Annotated in this window: 17 protein-coding genes; 11 read left to right on the top strand and 6 right to left on the bottom strand. The window is 36.1% G+C overall.

The genetic code is table 11. From position 1 onward, the window contains the following. Positions 1 to 58 precede the first annotated feature (58 nt). Positions 59 to 973: a 1,4-dihydroxy-2-naphthoate polyprenyltransferase gene (locus LKACC16343_RS07860; RefSeq protein WP_056955097.1), complete on the top strand. Its 915-nt coding sequence runs from the start codon at positions 59 to 61 to the stop codon at positions 971 to 973. Here LKACC16343_RS07860 and LKACC16343_RS07865 read toward each other — a convergent pair. Beyond that, entirely contained in the window at positions 970 to 2163 is a 1194-nt protein-coding gene (locus LKACC16343_RS07865) for an acetate/propionate family kinase (RefSeq protein WP_056955099.1), read from the bottom strand. The two genes, LKACC16343_RS07860 and LKACC16343_RS07865, sit on opposite strands and share 4 nt — an antisense overlap. Before the next feature lie 126 nt (positions 2164 to 2289). Between LKACC16343_RS07865 and LKACC16343_RS07870 the strand changes: the two genes are divergently transcribed. The 6 genes from LKACC16343_RS07870 to LKACC16343_RS07895 all read left to right on the top strand — a co-directional run bounded on the left by LKACC16343_RS07870 (position 2290) and on the right by LKACC16343_RS07895 (position 9566). Next, the gene (locus LKACC16343_RS07870; protein WP_056955101.1) at positions 2290 to 4209 is read left to right on the top strand and encodes a coiled-coil domain-containing protein; all 1920 of its coding nucleotides are present in this window, start codon (positions 2290 to 2292) and stop codon (positions 4207 to 4209) included. Positions 4210 to 4363: 154 nt separating this feature from the next. Beyond that, on the top strand, positions 4364 to 5296 hold the full coding sequence (locus LKACC16343_RS07875; protein WP_056955103.1) for a glycosyltransferase family 2 protein: 933 nt from the start codon (positions 4364 to 4366) through the stop codon (positions 5294 to 5296). A gap of 133 nt (positions 5297 to 5429) precedes the next feature. After that, complete coding sequence (locus LKACC16343_RS07880; RefSeq protein ID WP_054642725.1) at positions 5430 to 6017, top strand: TetR/AcrR family transcriptional regulator; 588 nt, start codon at positions 5430 to 5432, stop codon at positions 6015 to 6017. 8 nt (positions 6018 to 6025) lie between these two features. Further along, positions 6026 to 7174 carry a cation:proton antiporter gene (locus tag LKACC16343_RS07885; protein ID WP_056955105.1) on the top strand — a complete coding sequence of 383 codons (1149 nt, stop codon included), beginning with the start codon at positions 6026 to 6028 and terminating at the stop codon, positions 7172 to 7174. 83 nt (positions 7175 to 7257) lie between these two features. Further along, on the top strand, positions 7258 to 8445 hold the full coding sequence (locus tag LKACC16343_RS07890; protein WP_056955106.1) for an NAD(P)/FAD-dependent oxidoreductase: 1188 nt from the start codon (positions 7258 to 7260) through the stop codon (positions 8443 to 8445). Positions 8446 to 8807: 362 nt separating this feature from the next. Beyond that, positions 8808 to 9566, top strand: coding sequence for a DUF1003 domain-containing protein (locus LKACC16343_RS07895; RefSeq protein WP_056955109.1), 759 nt, complete (start codon positions 8808 to 8810; stop codon positions 9564 to 9566). 47 nt (positions 9567 to 9613) lie between these two features. Here LKACC16343_RS07895 and LKACC16343_RS07900 read toward each other — a convergent pair whose 3' ends face one another. After that, complete coding sequence (locus tag LKACC16343_RS07900) at positions 9614 to 10789, bottom strand: ammonium transporter (RefSeq protein WP_056955111.1); 1176 nt, start codon at positions 10787 to 10789, stop codon at positions 9614 to 9616. Between the two features lie 205 nt (positions 10790 to 10994). Between LKACC16343_RS07900 and LKACC16343_RS07905 the strand changes: the two genes are divergently transcribed. Beyond that, positions 10995 to 13025 (top strand): KUP/HAK/KT family potassium transporter, encoded by a 2031-nt coding sequence (locus tag LKACC16343_RS07905; RefSeq protein ID WP_056955112.1) that lies wholly within the window; start codon positions 10995 to 10997, stop codon positions 13023 to 13025. Between the two features lie 37 nt (positions 13026 to 13062). Here LKACC16343_RS07905 and LKACC16343_RS07910 read toward each other — a convergent pair whose 3' ends face one another. Further along, positions 13063 to 13620, bottom strand: a complete 558-nt coding sequence (locus LKACC16343_RS07910; protein WP_056955114.1) for a cysteine hydrolase family protein — start codon at positions 13618 to 13620, stop codon at positions 13063 to 13065. A 149-nt stretch (positions 13621 to 13769) separates the two neighbouring features. On the opposite strand from LKACC16343_RS07910, the gene LKACC16343_RS07915 reads away from it, so the two are divergent. Then, complete coding sequence (locus LKACC16343_RS07915; RefSeq protein ID WP_056955116.1) at positions 13770 to 14282, top strand: hypothetical protein; 513 nt, start codon at positions 13770 to 13772, stop codon at positions 14280 to 14282. Between the two features lie 252 nt (positions 14283 to 14534). Here the strand turns inward: LKACC16343_RS07915 and LKACC16343_RS07925 are convergent, their stop codons facing one another. After that, complete coding sequence (locus LKACC16343_RS07925) at positions 14535 to 15347, bottom strand: hypothetical protein (protein ID WP_056955120.1); 813 nt, start codon at positions 15345 to 15347, stop codon at positions 14535 to 14537. Positions 15348 to 15426: 79 nt separating this feature from the next. Continuing rightward, positions 15427 to 16278, bottom strand: coding sequence for an alpha/beta fold hydrolase (locus LKACC16343_RS07930; RefSeq protein ID WP_056955122.1), 852 nt, complete (start codon positions 16276 to 16278; stop codon positions 15427 to 15429). A gap of 180 nt (positions 16279 to 16458) precedes the next feature. Between LKACC16343_RS07930 and LKACC16343_RS07935 the strand changes: the two genes are divergently transcribed. Beyond that, positions 16459 to 17163, top strand: a complete 705-nt coding sequence (locus LKACC16343_RS07935; protein WP_056955124.1) for a glucosamine-6-phosphate deaminase — start codon at positions 16459 to 16461, stop codon at positions 17161 to 17163. A gap of 367 nt (positions 17164 to 17530) precedes the next feature. Here LKACC16343_RS07935 and LKACC16343_RS07940 read toward each other — a convergent pair whose 3' ends face one another. After that, a complete protein-coding gene (locus tag LKACC16343_RS07940) occupies positions 17531 to 19276 on the bottom strand; it encodes a 1-deoxy-D-xylulose-5-phosphate synthase (protein ID WP_056955126.1) in 1746 nt (581 codons plus the stop codon). Positions 19277 to 19472: 196 nt separating this feature from the next. Here LKACC16343_RS07940 and LKACC16343_RS07945 point away from each other — a divergent pair, with 196 nt between their 5' ends. After that, positions 19473 to 20846, top strand: coding sequence for an amino acid permease (locus LKACC16343_RS07945; RefSeq protein WP_056955129.1), 1374 nt, complete (start codon positions 19473 to 19475; stop codon positions 20844 to 20846). The last annotated feature ends 7 nt before the right edge of the window (positions 20847 to 20853 follow it).

The raw sequence follows: 20853 nt of genomic DNA on the forward strand, positions 1-20853 counted from the left end.
TGTTGTATTCCAAAATAATTCTATAATAGAACCTATCAAATCCAAAGGAATGATTTCTATGAAACCTTCAGTATTTTTCGAGCTTGTCGAAATAAAAGCCAAAACCGCTAGTGTCTTCCCCTTTTTGATGGGAACTTTGTATTCATATTATCACTGGCATTCTATTAACGCTCTTGATTTGATTCTATTTTTTATCGCTATGTTTCTTTTCAATATGGCCGTCGATATCAATGATAATTATTGGGACTATAAAAATGCCACTGGTGATGAAAGTTTTCGTCGTAAAACTAATGTTATCGGTGTTAACCATCTCAATATCCATCTAATTGGTTGGTTGGACTTTTCATTCAGTGCAATTGCTGCCATCATTGGACTTTTCATCGTCTATCGAACAGGTTTGCCATTATTATATCTAGGTCTGTTCTCCTTTGCCGTTGGTTTCTGTTATGCCGGTGGTCCTTGGCCTATTAATCGTGGACCATTAGGTGAATTCTTCTCTGGTTTTACCATGGGATATGTTATTTATTTAATCGCCATTTACATAAATGTGGTGCACAATCCTGACGTCATTTTGAATTTCAAATTTTACGGTGATGCCTTACTTTCATCATTACTAACTGTTTTCGCTATCTCTAACTTACTGTTAGCCAATAATATTGCTGACGAACAAGAAGATATCAATTTAGGACGTAAAACATTAGTTTATTACCTAGGCAAAGCTAATTCGATTTTCATTCTCAAATCACTTTACGTACTTGGTTATTTAGCTCTAGTTTGTTCCGTTATCTTGGGATTATTGCCCAAATTAATGTTACTAACTTTCCTAATAACACCCATAGTTTACAAAAATGCCAAAGCATTCAGTCAGAATCCTATTAAGAAGAAAACCTTCCCCTTAATCATTAAGAATCTGTTACTGATTACTTTGGCAGAGACCGTTACATTTATTTTTGGTGTGATCTTTAATTTCTAATCAAGTAATTTAGCAAATTTATAAGTATCTTGAGCAATCATCAATTCCTCGTTAGTTGGAATTGTGTAGGCTGTAACTTTAGAATCATCAGTTGTGATTTTATTTTCGGAACCATTTTGCTTGTTCTTTTCTTCATCGATCTTAAGTCCCATATACCCAAGCCCATTCATAATATCTTCACGGACTTCAGTTGAGTTTTCACCAACTCCGGCTGTAAAGGCAATAACGTCAACGCCACCCATTTCAGCTGTGTAAGAACCAATGAATTTAAGAATACGATTACGATACATTTCTAAGGCTAACTTGGCACGTGTATTAGTGTCCTCTACGGCTTCAATATCACGCATATCTGGTGAAACACCTGAAATTCCTAGTAGACCAGACTTGTGGTTTAAAATATCGATCATTTCGGAAATATCTTTAATTCCTAATTTCTTCATCAAGAACGGAATAATTGAGAAATCAATATCCCCACTTCTAGAACTCATCATGATACCAGCTAATGGAGTGAATCCCATTGAAATATCAAAAGCTTTACCATGTTTGATGGCACTAATTGAAGCACCACTACCTAAATGTAGAACAATAACATTCTTATCATCGATACCACCATCAACGATTTCATTCAAACGTTGAGCGATATAACGGTGACTTGTACCATGTGCGCCATAACGGCGTACATGGTATTTTTTATAATCTTCTAAATCTACACTGTACAAATAATTTGTTTCGGGAATATCGACGAAGAATGATGTATCAAAAACAGCCACTTGAATAGCTTTAGGAACCAACTTTTTGAAGACATCGATATAATAGGCTTCAACTTTATTATGTAATGGAGCATATTCAGCCAACTCTTGAATCTTTTTCAAATTGGCATCGGTAATAATTTCTGATTTCTTGAAGTACTCTCCACCGGCAACAACACGATGACCAAAAGCTACAATATCACCAAATTTTTCAATAATTTTCATATCTTTTAAGGCGTCCAGAATCGATAGAACCGCAATATCATTGGATTTAATAGCTTCTTCACGTTGAATTTTTTGACCATTATATTTTAATTTAAAAATTGACTTAGGTGTTCCCAAACGATCAATCATTCCTGAAGCAATTGTTTTTTTCTCAGGCATTTCAAAAAGTTTCCATTTCAAAGTTGAACTACCTGCGTTTATAGCCATAATCTTCATACAAAAACTCTCCTTTTTTTGGTCTAGGTATTCTCTACAAATAGCTTTATATCAAACTTTACACCGATATAAAAAAATGCTACTCTTTAGTAACTATTATAAGTCTTTTTATGGGGGAATTGATTCGTGAAATTTTTAGACATGCTACGCAAGATTGATGAGAAACCAGAGGCAGATAAATCGCTTCCAGATTCTCCTAAAAGCGACCAAAATTCTGCTCAATCTCAAACATCTACTGACAATCAGTCAACTGAGGTTGCTAAGGAAAATGAACAAAAAGAGGAACAACTTCCTATGTCAGTTCATGACAAGCGCGTAAACATCGAAGAGCAAATGAATGATTTGTCACATCAATATGCTCAATTAAGAAACGATTTAAAGACGAACCTTTTCTCTGAAAAAGATGATTTTGAAGCTAAGAAGGAAACCCTAGACAATTATCTTAAAACTTTAAAGCGTGATGAAAAAGAATCAACCGAAAAATTGGCTGATACTAAAGCTCAAAATGATGATGCCGCTAAAGAACATTTAGCCGTTGTGAACGCTGATCGTAAAGAACAAGAACAAAAACTCAGTGAATTACAAGAACAGTTAAATGACCTTAACACCGAGATTAACACAAAGACAGCAAGTTTGGAAACGCTTCAAACAAATCTTGCAAAAAATGAACAATCTGAAACTGACATGTCTACTTCCATCAAAGAAGAAAAAGATCTTCAAAAGATGATGGCCTTAATGGAGAAACAAAAAGAATCAATCGATACTCTTTACGCTGAACGTAAGGAACTCAAGGAACAGATCAATTCCGCTCAAGAAGATGTTGCCAATTTAAACAGCAAGGCCGCTGACTTGAACAATCAAATTGGTGACGTTAATAAGCAAATCGTTAACTTACAACAAAAGGCTCGTAACATTGATGATCAAATGAAGAACGATCACAATTACCGTATCGAAACTATTGCCGGCTTAGAGCGTCACATTCAAAGCCTTGATGAAGAACACAAGAAGATCGATGATGAATTAGCTGATGTTAATGGAAATATCGACTACTTGAGTAAATATATCAAAGATGTTTTCCATTCAGCTTACTTAGTGCGTGATGTCTATTTAGATAAAGACAAAGAATATTACGTAACAGCTAACGATTTTGATTCCGATACCGCAAAAAATGATTTATTCGGTATGGTAAATTACCTCGAATCTAAATTGCAAAAGCCCGTTACTGTCGTATCAACTTTCTATGATAATCATGTTCATGAAATTATTGATAAGAAGGCTAAGGATCAACATATTGCCATTCCAAACGTTATAAACTTATTTGATCAATTGCAAAAGAGTGATAAGCCTGATGGCAAACGAGTAGCAATTCCTGATAGTAGTGATTGGGTAACTAGAACTGACGTCGAAACACAAGATACTTTCATCTATGATAAAAAACAAAACCTATTGATGACTGCTGAATACTTCGACAAGACAATCATTGATCGTATTAACTACTACAAGAATGACCAAGTTGTAAAAACTAATATTTACAATAGCCAAGGTCAATTATCTTCAATGCAGAATTTCAATAAGAACAAAGAATTATCAGAACAAAACTTCTACCGCACTGATGGTTCAATCGTTCTTACCGTTATCTTTGAAAAGAACAAACCCGTTAGTTACCAACTATTTGATAAAAATGGTTTACTAGAACATGACTTCAACGAAAAGTCAGAATTAATCACTTGGTGGTTGAAGAGTGTTGAACCAAATACAGAAAATGCTGTCTTTGTCGGCAATCATTCTGATCTCTTATATCAATTAGTCATTAGTGTTAACGAAATTGATAGTAAGAATACTATTCTACTTCTTCAAAATGTCGCCAAGAGGATCGACGATGTAATCAAGTTGCTAGATGAACAAAAAGATATCACCGAATTATTCGTTCAGACTGAGGATGACTTACATGCTATCGAAAGTAAGACAAACCGTGATATCAGTGTTAGTGTGATCAACACCGCAAGTAACGGTACTTTATCACTACCAGAATCATTAAAAGTTTAATATTTTTGGGGGACTGTAACTACAGTATGAATGTGTGATATAGACACAATCTCTCCATTTAATTGTGAAAAGACCAAATTCATACTAAATGGATTTGATCTTTTTGTTATGATCACATACCTTTTACAATTTGGCGAAAGTGGAAAAAACAATTATGAAAACTATATCTATTATTGTTCCGTGTTTTAATGAACAGGAATCTATCAATATTTACTATGACGCAATGACAAAGATTAAAAATCAAACCAATAAATTCAAATTCGAATATTGGTTTGTTGATGATGGATCCAAAGATAAGACCTACTCCATTTTAAAAGACTTACAACAAGATCATAGCGATGAGGTTCACTTCATTTCCTTCTCTAGAAATTTTGGTAAAGAAGCTGCGCTTTATGCCGGTCTTAACGAAGTAACCGGTGACTATGTCGCCGTTATGGATGTTGACTTACAGGATCCACCTGAAATGTTACCAGAGATGTTCGATCTCCTTGAAGAGAAAGAATATGATTGTGTCGGTACTGCTAGAATGGATCGTGAAGGTGAAAACAAGATTATCTCCTTCTTCTCCAACGGCTTTTACAAACTCATCAATAAAATGTCTCAAACTAAAATCATTCCTGGTGCTAGAGATTATCGGTTGATGACACGTCAAATGGTTGAAGCCATCAAGTCAATGACCGAGTATAATCGTTTCTCCAAGGGTATTTTTAGTTGGGTTGGTTTCAAGACTAAGTACTTACCTTACAAGAACCGCGAACGTGTGGCTGGTAATACTTCTTGGAATTTCTGGAAACTCTTCAAGTACGCTATTACTGGAATTGTCGACTTCTCAGAGGGTCCTTTGATGTTTGCTACTTGGATGGGAACTATCTTCTCAATTACTTCAATTTTAGCTATCATTGCTATTATTATTCGAAAAATCGTTAATCCTCTTAGCAGCGTAAATGGCTGGGCCTCAATTGTTTCCATCGTTCTTCTTATCGGTGGTATACAACTGCTAAGTATCGGTATTCTTGGTGAATACATCGGTAAAATTTTTCTCGAAGTTAAAAAGCGCCCTATCTATATTGTTAAAGATAAAAAATAATAACTCAATGTCAGAATCTTGTGTGGTTCTGGCATTTTTTATTACTAAAAATAGTTCAACCGTTATCACATGATAAGCGACAAATATTAAGATATAATGTTAGACGAATAGATCAAGGGATGGGTTAATAAAAATGAATGTACGGGATCAACAAGCTGAGAATACTAAGAACGCTATTTTACAAGTCGCTGCCAAAATGTTTCTTTCACAAGGATATCAAGCTACATCTACGCGTAAGATTGCTCAGGAGTTAAATATTACTCAACCAAATATGTATCACTACTATAAGAATAAAAAGGTGCTTTATATCAAGGCTATTGAGTACTCGGTCAACAGTTTTAGTAAGAATTTACTTGAGGAATATAGTCAACAAAAAGACTTGCCATTTGAAGAACTACTGCTTCATATGTCAAAATATATGATAGAGAATTTTAGAATTAATTATTTCGTTATGCGAAATGATATTGAAAATTTCTTTACCGTTGAGGAACGAACAAACATCAATAATAACTGGGATGGTGGCTATTATAAGGTGTTATTCAACATTTTCCAATCACATAAAAGTGAGCTACGTTCTGATTTAGCCATTCCCGTTCAAGTCGGAACTTTTCTAACAATGTTACTGCCTTACATTGAATATAACGATGCCAAAAGGAAGCGTAATATTGCTAACTTGAATACCGTTATCAATATTTTTATCAATGGCATCAAAAAAGAATAGAGGTCGATATGGAATTCATAACTCTGCTCGCATTGATGTTATTTCTCACATTAGTTGTTAGCCACATTTTCAATCGTCTGAATTTACCTGCTGTTATTGGGCAATTAATTTTGGGCGTTATTTTGGGTAAGGGTGTTTTGAACATTGTTAAAGCTGATAACAATGTTAATTTATTTGCCGAAATTGGTGTCATTTTATTAATGTTTTTAGCTGGTTTAGAGAGCAACCTAAAATTACTACGAAAGCATCTCGTACCAAGTGTTACCGTAGCCATTTTTGGTGTTATCTTGCCAGTAGCTTTAACGTTAATGACTTCACTAATTTTCGGTATTAATTTTAAAGAAAGCATCTTTATTTCCGTTGTCTTTGCGGCAACTTCAGTTTCAATCTCAGTTGAAGTACTCAAGAGTCTCAACTACCTATCCAGCGCTTCAGGAACCGTTATTTTAGGTGCCGCGGTGGTCGATGATATCTTAGCTATTTCTATTTTAAGTGTTATGTCAGGAACTTTAACTGGCGCTTTTTCAATGAAAAAAATCTTAATGCTGCTGGGACTTTGGATTCTCTTTGGCGTTTTGATCGTTGTTTTACACAAATGGGTCATACCTCAAATAATTCACTTAGCGGATTACATTGAGGCTACCCAGGCACCAACTATTTTTGCTCTAGTAATTTGCTTCGTGATGGCTTATATTGCTGACAAAGTTGAATTGGATGCTGTTTTAGGTGCTTTTGTTGCTGGAATTGCAGTTTCTAATTCAAAGTACTACAAGGAAAAAATTGGAAGCAATATTGAAGCTATCGGTTATAGTATTTTTATTCCCGTTTTCTTTATTAGTATTGGTCTCAACCTTGAATTTAGTAGTTTCCTTAAGGATTTCTGGTTAATCGTATTCTTCACTATTACAGGAGTCGTTGGAAAATTATTTGGTGCCGGTTTTGGAGCCAAATTATCAGGATTCGATTTGAAAGATTCTTATGTCATTGGTTCGGGAATGATTTCTCGTGGTGAAATGGCTTTGATCATTGGTCAAATAGGATTTAGCGCCCACTTGTTATCTGAAGAATACTACTCCGCTGTAATCATTAGTGTTATCTTGATTACGATCATCTCACCATTTTTCCTGAAGCACTCTATCAGCAAGAATCCTCTCTAGCCTTATAGTTACCACTAAATCAATGTACGAGATATAATGATACCGTAAACATTTAATTTCGAAATAGAAGGAGAAGGTTAATTATGGCACACATTTTAGTACTAGGAGCTGGCTACGGTGGCTTAAGAGCTGCACGTGATCTAGCCAAAAGCACTCCAGCAGGAACACAAATTGATTTAATCGATAAAAATGACAAGCATGTAGAAAAAACTGCTTTGCATACTATTGCAGCCGGCACCAATCGCGCTGATGCAATTAGTTTTGATATCCGTTCGGTTCTACCTTCAAATGTTAACTTCATCAAGGCAACTGTTTCTAAGCTTGATTTAGACAACAAGACAGTTGAGTTCTCAGACCACGAGGACATTACTTATGACTATATTGTAGTTTCCCTAGGCTTCCGTTCAGAAGACTTCGGACTTGAAGGTGCTAGTGAAAATGCCTTGATCCTTCAAGATTTGGAATCAGCACAAAATATCTATAAGACAATTAATAAGAACATCGCTAATTATAAAGAATCACAAGATCCTAAAGACCTCAGCATTATTGTTTGTGGTGCCGGATTTACTGGAGTAGAAATTCTTGGTGAATTAGTTGATACAGTTAAGATTCTTAAAGCAAAATATGATGTACCAGAAATCAAAGTAACCTGTCTAGAAATGGCAACAAGAATTCTACCAATGTTCGATGAGAACCTTGCTAGCTATGCCGTTGAATATCTAGACAAGAATGGCATCAAACTCTTGACTGGCGCAAAGATCAAGAAGATTGAAAAACAAGCCGTTGTTTATATGGATGGTGATACAGAAAAGAGTGTTGAAGGAAGTACAATCCTTTGGACAGTCGGAGTTAGTGGTAGTGACGTTATCACAAATTCAGGCATTGAAGCTAGAAGAAATCGTGTTATGACAACCGAATTTCTCAACCTAGAAGCACATCCAGAAGCATACTTTATTGGTGATGATTCAGCTATTATTCCTAAGGGTGAAAAACGTCCATATCCAACAACAGGACAATTAGCCACAGCCGAAGGAGCCGGAGCAGCCTTCAACATTGCTGCAGCTTTGAATGGCAAAGATTTGAAACCATTCGTTTACAAGTCAATGGGTACTGTAGCCTCATTAGGCCAAAACCATGGTATTGCCGAAATTACAGGCAAGAACTTCAAATTCAAAGGTTCAATCGCATCATTATTGAAACATTTATCAGCAGATAGAGGAATCATGGAAATCGCCGGATTAAAGACCGCAATTAGAAAAGGAACTATTTAGAAAGAGAGTGCAGTAGGCCTGGGAATTTGCGGATGATTTCAGTTCTATAGCAAACCGCAATGAGGTGCCCCTGTGTAACTCGTTTCATTAGAGAGTGGAACAAGCCTGGTTAGATTCCGAGCATTTGCAGGACTTTGTAAATTGACTGCGTAGTAGGCAGTTTGCGAAGTCAGGCAAAGCACAGGAATCTGGCTTGTAGAACTCGTTTCCACTATATCGCCAAAAGCTTTGGCTATTCTCAATAAAAACAACAGTTATCAAAATAAGCTGAATTCCTTTTTTGAGGAATTCAGCTTATTTTTTGCTTTACCCACAAGCGAATAATATACTGGCCTTGAATAACTCCAAGGGATGTGTAGATTATGACAATTAAAAAGAATCAAATATGCGTCATCTGCGGCAATCGTTTCACAATCACAGAAGGATTATTTTTAAGAGATTTAAGTGATCTTTTAAAAGAACAAGTAATACAAACTAATAAATATGCGAAGGAATCCTCCTTCATTTGCCTCAAAGATCTGCAAAAATTACGCATTGATAGAATGCAAAAAACTATCGACCAAGATTTAAAAATTGATCATCAAATGTCTGACCAACTACAAAAAGAACTCGAAAAAGATACCTACGTTATCAAAAATATCAACGATACTGTTTATGGAAAAAGGACTCGTGGTCAAAAAATGGCTGATGCAGTCGCTAAATTCGGTGGTAGTTGGCAATTCATTATTACCTTCTCAATCATTATTATCCTTTGGATGACAATCAACGTATTGCACCTCTTTGGTATTAGTTTTGATCCCTATCCATTTATACTCCTGAACTTATTTTTGAGCTGTGTGGCCGCCTTACAAGCCCCTATCATCATGATGAGCCAAAACAGACAAGCTGATCGTGATCGCTTTGATTCCGAGAATGATTATCGTACTAATACCAAGTCAGAAATGGAAATTCGAGTCCTTCACGAAAAGATGGATCAACTTAACGAAGTCCAATGGCCTCATATCTTGGATATTCAAAAAATGCAAATTGAAGTCTTAAGCGAAATTGAAAATGAAATTCAATCTCTAAAAGCCGAAAAACAAGCACAGGAAAACCGCTCTACTAGACATTCTCACAAGTGAAAATACGTGTTGAATCGAATCTTTGAGTTCTCTTCAACACGTATTTTTTAGTTATTAATAGTCCTTTTAATTCCAATATTATTTTTAAACAATTTCTTCAAAACTACTATGATAATTGTGGCCATAACCGATACGAAAATAATAGTAAAGATAGCACCCAGAATTTGAATACTCAATAACTTGATACCACCACCATAAAATAGTCCATTAGTTATAACGTTATGGTTGACTGATTTAGTAGCAAACAAGCCTACTGCAATAGAACCAATAATTCCACTAACACCGTGACATCCAAATATATCCAAATAATCGTTTAAATGTAATTTATATTTGAGATAATTCATAAAGTAAAAACTACCAACGGCAGAAATAATTCCAATGATAAATGCTCCCCAAATAGTTACATAGCCAGTTCCTGGAGTAACACCAACTAGTCCACAAATACTTCCGGTACAAATACCATTAACAGTCACATGAGATTTGTACTTATCTTCCAAAATAACCCACATTACTAAGGCTGAACAGGCAGCTACTGTTGTTGTAAAGAAGGCATTTAGAGCTTGATTATTCAATTGTAAGGCACTGCCTGCATTGAATCCGTACCAACCGATCCATAGTAGAACTGTCCCCATCAGGATCCACATTGTATTTCCTTTTGCATGCTCATTATCGTATTTATAGGGTTCACGCAACATAATGGCTAGAATCATCGCTGTAATTCCGGCATCAATATGAATGACTGTTCCCCCGGCAAAATCCAAAACCCCTAATTGAGCTAGAAAACCATTAGGTGACCAAACAATATGAGCTAGTGGATAGTAAATCAATAGCGACCAACAGATAACGAATAAGGCAATGAATTTAATTCGTGCCCTACTTGCTACAGCACCAAGAAAAAGGGCTGGTGTGAGAATTGCAAACATCATTTGAAAGAGTAAATAAACTGAAGTTGGTAGGCCTGTAGTTCCGAAAGTAGACGATAAGTCTAGTCCTGACAAAAAGAGATGTTTAAAGTTACCAATTATGCCTAGGAAGTTGCCCTCAAAGGAGGCTGAGAAACCAATTGCCACCCACAACAATCCAGCTATACCAAACATCAAAAAGCTATTGAAAAGGATCCGATTGACGTCCTTTTCTGGTACAAAACCGCTGTAAAAGACTGCGATTCCGGGAACCATTATCCAAACTAACATGATGGCTAAAACCATGAAATCAAGTGTCATAATTATCACATTCTTTGTATTTAGTAATTTCTTCTCTATTTTTCAAGTATTATATTACGATTTTTATTTCATGTATACCAATTTACATTTATTAATAAGCGTTAAAATTTTTAATTATTATTTGAACAATTATAATAGGGGCGTATTAGTGAATGAATAATTTTCAAATATAATAATATTCATTTAAAACAAAGGAGCGATAGCCATGGAAAAGAGAAAGTCATCATTTTCCTTATTAGGTATGTTGATTACCCTTGGTATCGTCTACGGCGATATTGGAACCTCACCTCTTTATGTTATGAACTCAATCATAAACGATGCTGGTACTATGGCAGACGCTAAACCTGAATATATTTTAGGCAGTGTCTCACTAATTTTTTGGACACTTATGCTCATTACCACTATCAAGTACGTTTTAATTGCTATGAAAGCTGATAACAACGAAGAAGGTGGCATCTTCGCTCTTTACGCTTTAGTTCGTACTAAAGGCAAATGGCTGATCATACCAGCTCTAATTGGTGGCTCCGCTCTTTTAGCAGATGGAACCTTAACACCAGCTGTTACCGTAACTTCAGCGATTGAAGGTATCAAAGGTCAACAGTTTGGTAATATCGTATTCTCCAGTAAGCAATCATCCGTTTTGATTATTGTTACAGTAATTTTATTAACCATTTTCATTATTCAGAAATCCGGAACGGATCGAATCGGTCGTTCATTCGGTCCCATTATGTTTATTTGGTTTAGTTTTATCGGTGTTGCCGGCTTTTTAAATTTAACTAATGACCCTTCGGTTTTAAAAGCACTCTTACCAGTTTATGCAATTGAAGTCCTCTTCAGTCCTGTCAATAAGGTTGGCATCTTCATTCTCGGTAGTGTTTTCTTGGCAACTACCGGTGCAGAAGCGTTATATGCTGATATGGGACAAGTCGGTAAACACAACGTCTACGCTACTTGGCCCTACGTATATTTAATGTTAATGCTAAATTACTTTGGACAAGCCGCTTGGGTTATAACTAACTATCAAAACAAAGCTTATAACCACATTTCTGGTATTAATCCATTTTACGAAATGTTACCAGAAGACTTTAAAGTTTTCGCAATTGTAATTGCTACAATGGCTGCCATCATTGCCTCCCAAGCTCTGATCACAGGCTCATTCACACTAGTTCAGGAAGCCATTGGTTTAAAGATTCTTCCTCGTTTAAAGGTAAAGTTTCCTGGAAAGTTCGAAAGTCAGCTTTATATTGGTACTATCAACTGGATGTTATGCGCTATAACGATAGGTATTGTTTGGGGATTCGGTTCTTCAGAACACATGGAATCAGCCTATGGATTGGCAATTACTTTGACAATGCTAATGACCACTGTTCTATTGCACCAATTTTTAATCATGAAAAAGCATCGTCATTTTGCCAATATCTTCATGATTTTCTTTATCGCTCTAGAGGGACTATTCCTACTTTCCAGCTTGATTAAATTCGTTCATGGCGGTTATGTAACGGTCATTATTACCTGTGCCATTTTAGCAATTATGGTTATCTGGTACTTTGGTAATAAACGCCGTGACGCCTATCTAGCTGAAAGTGAAAACGTCAGTTTACTCGACTATCTCCCTCAACTAGAAAAATTAAGTCAAGATTCCTCGATTCCAACTTACGCTACCAACTTGGTTTACATGATCAAAATGGGTGAAGATTACACCATCAAACGGTCCGTTATTTACTCAATTTTGGATCAAACGCCTAAACGGGCTCGAGTTTACTGGTTCATCACCGTTAACCAAACTAATGCCCCATATGAATGCAACTATACCGTTGACATGATGCATACTCGTAATGTGGTTAATGTTCAATTAAATCTCGGTTTCAAAAAATCTCAACACGTTAATATTTACATCCGTCAGATCATCAACGCTTTAATCAGAAAGCATATTATTGATGATCAAACGCCAAACTATTCAATGGTTACTAACCGTCATGTGGGTTCTTTCAAATTCATTATCCAAAATCAACAGTTCCAAGATTTAGGCGCCCAGGAGCAAATGAACAGTCTCGATCGTCTTTTGATTGGTGGAAGACTATTGCTACAAAACATTACCATTTCGCCATCACTCTGGTTCGGTTTGGAATTCAGTGACGTAGTTGAAGAGAAGGTTCCACTATTCCTTGGCAGCCAAACTGATGAATATCTAACTGAAAAGGAACTTAAAAATGATGTTAAACCTCAAAACAAATAAAGACAGGTAATCAAAGTATGATTACTTGTCTTTATTTTTATTTAATAACTTCCGCACCTAGGCAATTCTTGAAATGATTTAAAGCCCAATCGTGACCTGCTTGGTTGAATGATGCTACACCTTGTTCGTGTACCACAATTTTATAGTTTAAATTATAAGCATCAACCGCAGTATGCAAGACACAAATATCTGTACAGACACCAACTAAATGCAAAGTATCAATCTTTCTCTCTCGTAAACGAAGATCCAAATCGGTTCCCGCAAAGGCACTATAACGAGTCTTATCGAAAAGTTTTACCCTCTCACCATCGTTATGTTCATCGTACCAATCCTTAATTCCACCATACAATTCACGACCCCAAGTTCCGCGCACATTATGAATTGGAAATAATTTGGTTTCTGGATGGTACGTATCATTAGGCTTATGAACATCAGTTGGAAACCAAATCCAATCACCCTCTTGATACATTTTTTCAGCCAAATCAAAGATTCTAGGTTCAATTTCTTGCCCCGGCTTGCCGCAAGTTAAAGCACCTTTGTCAGCGACAAAATCGTTCGTATAATCAATAACTAATAAAGCTTGGTGTGAAGACATAGTATTCTCCTACTTTCTTCTTGTTATTTACTTACATTGCGATTATTCAAAATCTTCCTTGTGAAGTCAATTTATTCGCTTAAACGTATAAAATCAGAAACCGATGCATATGTTATAATTTCCCTAATCTAAGAATTAGGGGTCTTAATATGCATAAAAATTATCGTGAACCCATCAAGATCAAATACCTCATTATCGCTCTTATTGGTGTCGTGATTTTTGCTGCTGCACTTTCCTTTTTCACACTCAGAACTTCTAACACGACTACTGCCAATAAACCTAAAGTTGAATACACTAAGGTCAAAAAAGATTTGGATCAAAAATTCAACGGTAATGGTAAAATCGCTTCTATCAAGCAAGAAGACAATATCAACGATAAAAACAGTAAGAATCCTCATACAGTCATTCTAGTAATTTTGACGGATAAGCAAACTCAAAAGTACCTCAAGACAACTTATGAGGCTGTTCAGAATGATAAATCTTCTCGTAACCAACAACTCTATATCGCTTCAATCCAAAAAATTATTTCCGATGAGGCTAAAAAGCTACACAACAACGATGACGTTATTCAATTCGTCTACAAAGATAACAAAAGCTATGTTCCCGTCGCTAGTTCGCAAAAACATCGTAATTTGATCAAACCTGTTAAAGTTTCCAAATAAAAAGAGATACAACCTGTTCGAATGAACAGCTTATATCTCTTTTTTAGTCTGCAATGTAATAAAACCAATATATCAAAATAAAATATCCTAACCAACGTTCCAACGTAATGCAAATTTTAACAAAACGAATATCTTCAGCGGTAGGCTTTCGTCTAATTGGAAAAAGGATTCCAGCTATATAGTGCCAAACTGCCATGCAAAAAATTAATATTGCAAAGAAAGAATAATAGTAAATGACTGACATTTTTCCCCCTAATCTTCATCATAGTGATCATCTTGATTTTCACTACGACCCATAAAATATCCTTCATCAAAACCTTGATCGTAAGGACTATCGATTGATTCACTTGGTCCATGATAGTCGCCTTTTTTACGGAATTTGATATAAATGAAAAAAACTACAAATTGTAAGACGAAAGCTACCATCGATAATGTATTACCCAATCCGACTAAATCATTAAAACTTGTCGAATAAAGTCGTTTTTTACTGGTACTAGTAGCAATTTTTTGCATTCGTGGCACCATTCTTTGCGCTACTACCAAGGCGGCATCAATTTTCCCTTGTGGACTCACATATTTAATTCTCCCATTCAGCCCCATCCGATATTGCCAATATTTAATATCAGAAATGTAGCCGCCACTTCGATAAGTCGGATAGAAATAAAGTAAATTTGTTTGAAGATTCAAAATTAGATAGCTACTATTTTTAGCCCAATTCTTCGAAATATCTGGATTATCAACTTCACTAGTATCATTCAAATCCAGCGCTCGATTCTTCGACATGAAATTAAACTCATCTGGACCTTCTATATTTATATTGTCACCAAGTTCATCTGTATTTTTAACAATTATTAGATTTAGTCGTTGTGGATGAACACCAATATTGATCTGTCGATTGATCTGATTTAATTTTGCATACTGGTCTTTAGTAATGATTGCTTTGTACTGATAAACGTAATCACCCGTATTAGGCCCATCTTCAACGTCTGCGTGGGCATTTGAAGAAGTTATACTAATTGCTAATATCATCCCTAAAGCACACAGAAAAGCACGTAAGTACTTCATACTCCAGCCCCCTATAACCAGAATTTAGCACTTTTTGTCAACTAGTAAAGACTAAAAAAGCACCCCTTAAAGGAGTACTTTATTCTTCAATATCAACTTGTTGTCTTTCAACTTTTTCTTCGTCAAAAGCGATAATCTTATCAACGATTTCCTTAGGCTTTTCCAACATTGCCAAATGTCCGGCACCTTTAATATCGACTAATTGTAAACCAGGTACTCGACCAATTGTGGCTTTGGCATCTTTAATACCCTTTTCACCCAAAATCTGGTCGCCATCGGCATACATAGCTAAAGTTGGAATCTTGATCGTACGTAGACGCTTGTTTAAGAATTTCTCACTCAAGTAATCAACTGACATCTTTTGTAGCTTCTTAGCTACTTTGTGATCAACCATATTGGCAGCTTCGTCAACAATCTTTGGATTGGACAAACTCTTACGGTCAAAATTTTTATCAAAGTAAAGGCCAGCTTTAACTGGTGACTTAGCCAATTTTCCGAGCAATGGAATAGCCGCTACAGAAGACGATGCGTCCATATCGGAATATTTATCGGTTGCAGGGGTATTCAACAGGATTAATTTTGATATAGTAAAACCACGAAGTTCTGCCATATTAACAGCAATCAATCCACCAACACCGTAACCGAATATAATCAACTGTTTAACGATCTTTAAACGGGCAATTGCTTCCAACATGTTCCAAGCTTCAGAATCAATTGTATAGTTATCACTTTTAACCTTGCTAGACTTGCCTTGGCCAAGCAAATCCAACGCAACAACGGTATATTTGTCTTTCAAGTAAGGAATCATTTCATTGAAATAATCGATTGAACCATCAATTCCAGGAACCAAGATAATAATCTTGTCACTGTGGATTGATCCAATCAAATTTGTATTTACACTGCCTTCGGATGTAGATAATATTTTTTCCAAATTATTCTGCCTCTTTAGTTTTATCTCTATAGTAAAAAATATACCTAAAATGTGAAGATTTTGCATTGATTATCGGGATTTTAACTTATTTTTATTTAATTAACTTATTTTATTGACAATTTACAGAAAATGCATTAGATTGGACTAGACCAGATAAATAGAGATGGGAGATTTTTGAAGATGAATATAATTAAAGTTAAAGATACAGAAATGGGTGGCAAAGAAGCTTTTAAACTTATGAAGGCCGATATCGAAAACGGTGCTAAGGTTCTTGGTTTGGCAACTGGTAGTAGCCCAATTACACTTTACAATGAAATGACAAGCAGCGACCTTGATTTTTCTAACATGACTTCAGTTAACTTGGATGAATACGTTGGTTTGAAACCCGATAATGAACAAAGTTACCACTATTTCATGAAAGAACATCTATTTAACAAGAAACCTTTCAAGAACTCATACGTTCCTGATGGTTCAAATCCTGATGCCGAAGCTGCTACAAAAGCTTACGACAAGATCATCGAAGAAAATCCTATCGATCTTCAAATCTTAGGTATTGGTAGAAATGGTCACATTGGTTTTAACGAACCAGGTTCACCATTAGACGGTACAACTAGAAAAGTTGGTTTGACAGAATCAACAATCGAAGCTAACACACGTTTCTTCGAAGATGAAAAAGACGTTCCACGCTTTGCCTACTCAATGGGTATTGGCTCAATCATGAAAGCTAAGAAGATCATTCTTCTAGCTTATGGCGAAGCTAAGGCTGATGCTATTGCCGCTACCGTTGACGGTCCTGTTACAGAAGACTGCCCAGCAAGTGCTCTACAAAACCACCCAGATGTAACACTTATCATTGATGAAGCTGCTGCATCAAAGTTAAAATAATTGATTAATTTAACCGATAGTCCTAATTAATTTTAGGACTATTTTTTTATGAAAAATATTGGTTCCTCATTAATCCAGTAACTTAAAACGACATCCATTTAGAAAAGTAATGTAATACGCTTGTTCTAAATAGATGCCGTTTATTTTTATTTTAAAAGAGATTAATAAGTAGAATCGTTTACCAGTCTGGAGCAAAAATTAAAAATGCGGTCAGCTGTGAAATCATTGTTAGCGGCTCCGCCGGTTACAATGAGGCCGGTCTTGAAGATCCATTATTTTGCACGAAGTGCGGAATAATTAGCTTCAAGCCGCGCCCACAGCGTTCCACCAGCATTTTTGATTTTTGTGGAAGACGGAATTTTTAAGTTTATAAAGCAGCCTTAATTTCAGCTACAATTTGTTCTGGAGTTAATTTAAACTCATGCCATAATTCGGCAGTAGTTTCACGGTCATTGAAACGTTTAGCAGCTCCAAAGCTAAGAACATGCATGTCCGTATCACCATAGAAACGACTGACCTTTTCACCAAAGCCACCACTTAAACTAGCTTCTTCCAACGTAACAACCAATTGATGATCCTTTTCCAAATTACTCAAAGTTTCACCATCAAGTTCAGAAATATCACGAGGATCAATGACAGTTACATCAAGATCTTCTTTACTCAATTGTTGTTGCACTTCTTCAGCTAATGGTAACAAACTACCAAGTCCTAGAACCGCAACCTTCTTACCAGAATTCAAAACATTCATCTTGTGTGCATCGAAATTATTCAAAGCAGCAGAATGAACACCATTGCTTGGTACTCTGATAGCAACTGGACCTACATTTTGATGAAGAGCCCAGTGCATCATAGCGGTTAATTCTTCCTTAGTAGTTGGAGCTAAGTAAGTTAATCCAGGAATATTACTCAACATTGCAATATCAAAGATTCCTTGATGAGTTGGATCTCCCGCACTGATACTACCACCAGAAACCATGATTGTTACAGGTAGTTTGTTAATACCCAAATCATGAGATAATTGATCATATGCTCTTTGCAAAAATGTTCCTGAATGGAAAACGATTGGTTTCATGCCTTGTTGAGCTTGTCCAGCCGCAAAAGTAATTGACTCTTGTTCAGCAATACCGACATCAAAGTAACGGTCAGGATGTTTACGTCCAAATCTCTTCAAATCATAAGAACCTGGAATAGCAGCCGTAATTGCTGTGATTGGTGTCTTATCTTCAGTGATTTCTTTTTCTAATTCAGCATGTATAACGTCGTTATAAGTTTCACCTGTAACAGGGTGCAAAGTCTTACCAGTCTTTAAATCAAAAGGTACATGCCAGTGGAAAGCCTCTTTGTGGTCAATTGCTGGTTGATAACCATGACCCTTTTCTGTTTGGACATGTAACACGATTGGATGATCAATATCTTTAACAGCTTTGAAAGCATCCAACATTGATTGCATATCATTTCCATCAGCTACGTAACGGTAATCTAAGCCCATAGCCTTAAATAAGTTATGAGAACTTTGACCGTTAGTTTCACGTAGTTCTTTAAGACCTTCGTACATACCACCGTGATCTTCAGCGATGGCCATACCATTGTCATTAACTAGAATAATCAAGTTAGACTTCAAAGTAGCGGCAATGTTCAAACCTTCTAAAGCTAGACCACCTGAAAGTGAACCATCCCCAATAACAGCCATCACATTACCAGACTTACCTTGCAAATCACGAGCCGAAGCCATACCAGTTGCCAAAGCAATTGAAGTTGAAGTGTGTCCAATATTGAAGTAGTCATGAGGACTTTCTTCTGGAGCAGTATAACCACTAACATCTTCAAAATGTTTTGGATCAAGCCAAGCTTGTTTACGCCCTGTTAAAATCTTATGGGTGTAAGATTGGTGCGAAACATCCCAAACAACTTTATCAGTTGGTGAGTTAAATATTGTGTGAAAAGCAATCGTCAATTCAACGGCACCCAAGTTTGGACCAACGTGACCTCCAGTTTGACTAACTTTATTAAGCAATACTTGGCGGATTTCAGTTGCTAATTGTGTTAATTGAGCCAAATCCAATTTCTTCAAATCAGCTGGTTGATCAATTGTATTTAAAATTGATGTTTCCATATATTTGTTTCCTACTTTCCTCAATTTTTTTATCGATGTTTTCATACTACGACTTAAAGTAACCTTTAGGTCAAGAACATTTGTCAAAAAAATTTATTTATTTTTAAAATGATTAATCCCCATCACGAATTTTTGTTGACAAAGGATTAAAAAAACCAGTAACCTAATGAGGTTGTATTTTTAATAGGTGGTTAATATGAAAGAAAAATTATTTAAAAAAGCAGATTATAAAAAATTTGTGGCTGGTGATGCCCATTTTGAAAAGGTTCTAACTCGTGGCAATCTTATCTCAATGGGAATTGGCGCTATCATCGGTACAGGTATTTTCATCCTACCAGGAATCGTCGCTTCTGAAACAGCTGGCCCTGGTATCACAATTTCCTTTATTCTGTCAGCTATTGTCTGTGTTATGACGGCAATGTGTTTTGCGGAATTATCTTCAACTTTTCCGGTTGCTGGTAGTACATATTCATACGGAAGTATCATTTTTGGACAGTTTCCCGGTTGGTTAATTGGCTGGGCTCTATGCTTGGAATACGTTTTAGGTGTGTCAGCCGTATCTTCAGGCTTTTCAGCTTACTTCGTCAGTCTCTTCAAAGGATTAGGCATGGCTCTACCAAAAGCAGTTACAGGTCCATTTGAACCTTCTAACGGAACTTTCATTAATCTACCTGCTGTTATCGTTTTGGTCTTAATTTACTTATTACTTCGTCGTGGCGTTTTGGCCTCAGCTAGAATGAATACCGTAATGGTTTTTGTAAAAATTTCAGTTGTCCTAGCTTTCATTATTATCGGCCTATTCTATATCAAACCAGCTAATTATCATCCCTACTTCCCAATGGGTGGTATGGGTGTCGTCAAAGGGGCGGCTTTAGTCTTCTTTGCTTATCTAGGTTTTGACGTTATTCCGTCCTCGGCACCAGAAGTTAAAAATCCTCAAAAAAATATTCCTATAAGTATCATGAGTTCGTTAGCTGTCTGTGCAATTCTTTACGTTATTTTATCCGCCGTTTTAACTGGAATGGTCAGTTATAAAGATTTAAATGTTTCTGATCCCGTTGTCTTTGCTCTACAAAAAGTAGGCTTGAACAAAGTAACCTTTTTGATCAGTATCGGTGCCTTAGCCGGAATGTTTACTATGATGCTCAACACCGTTTACGGTGGTTCGCGTCTAATTTACGCCCTCGGACGTGATGGTATGATCCCTGAAGCATTTGGAAAAATTCATCCCAAAGCTAAGATGCCAATGCTTTCACTCAATGCCATTTCACTCCTAGCCATTCTTCTCGGTGGTTTCGTTTCCTTAAAAGAGCTAACTAGCTTGGTAAATATTGGAACACTGATTTCCTTTGTCTTCGTAGCCTTAGGAATTATTAAATTGAGACACCGCAGTGATGTACCAAAGAGTGAATTCAAAGTTCCTCTATATCCTTGGTTACCAATAATTTCTGCTATCTCATGTGTTATCTTAATGACTCAAGTTAGTATCAATTCTTGGATCACTTTCATCTTCTGGATCTTAATCGGTGTAGGAATTTACTTCGCTTACGGTTATAAAAAGAACGACTAAAAAATGC

Source organism: Companilactobacillus bobalius (genome assembly GCF_002179915.1).
Lineage (GTDB): Bacteria > Bacillota > Bacilli > Lactobacillales > Lactobacillaceae > Companilactobacillus > Companilactobacillus bobalius.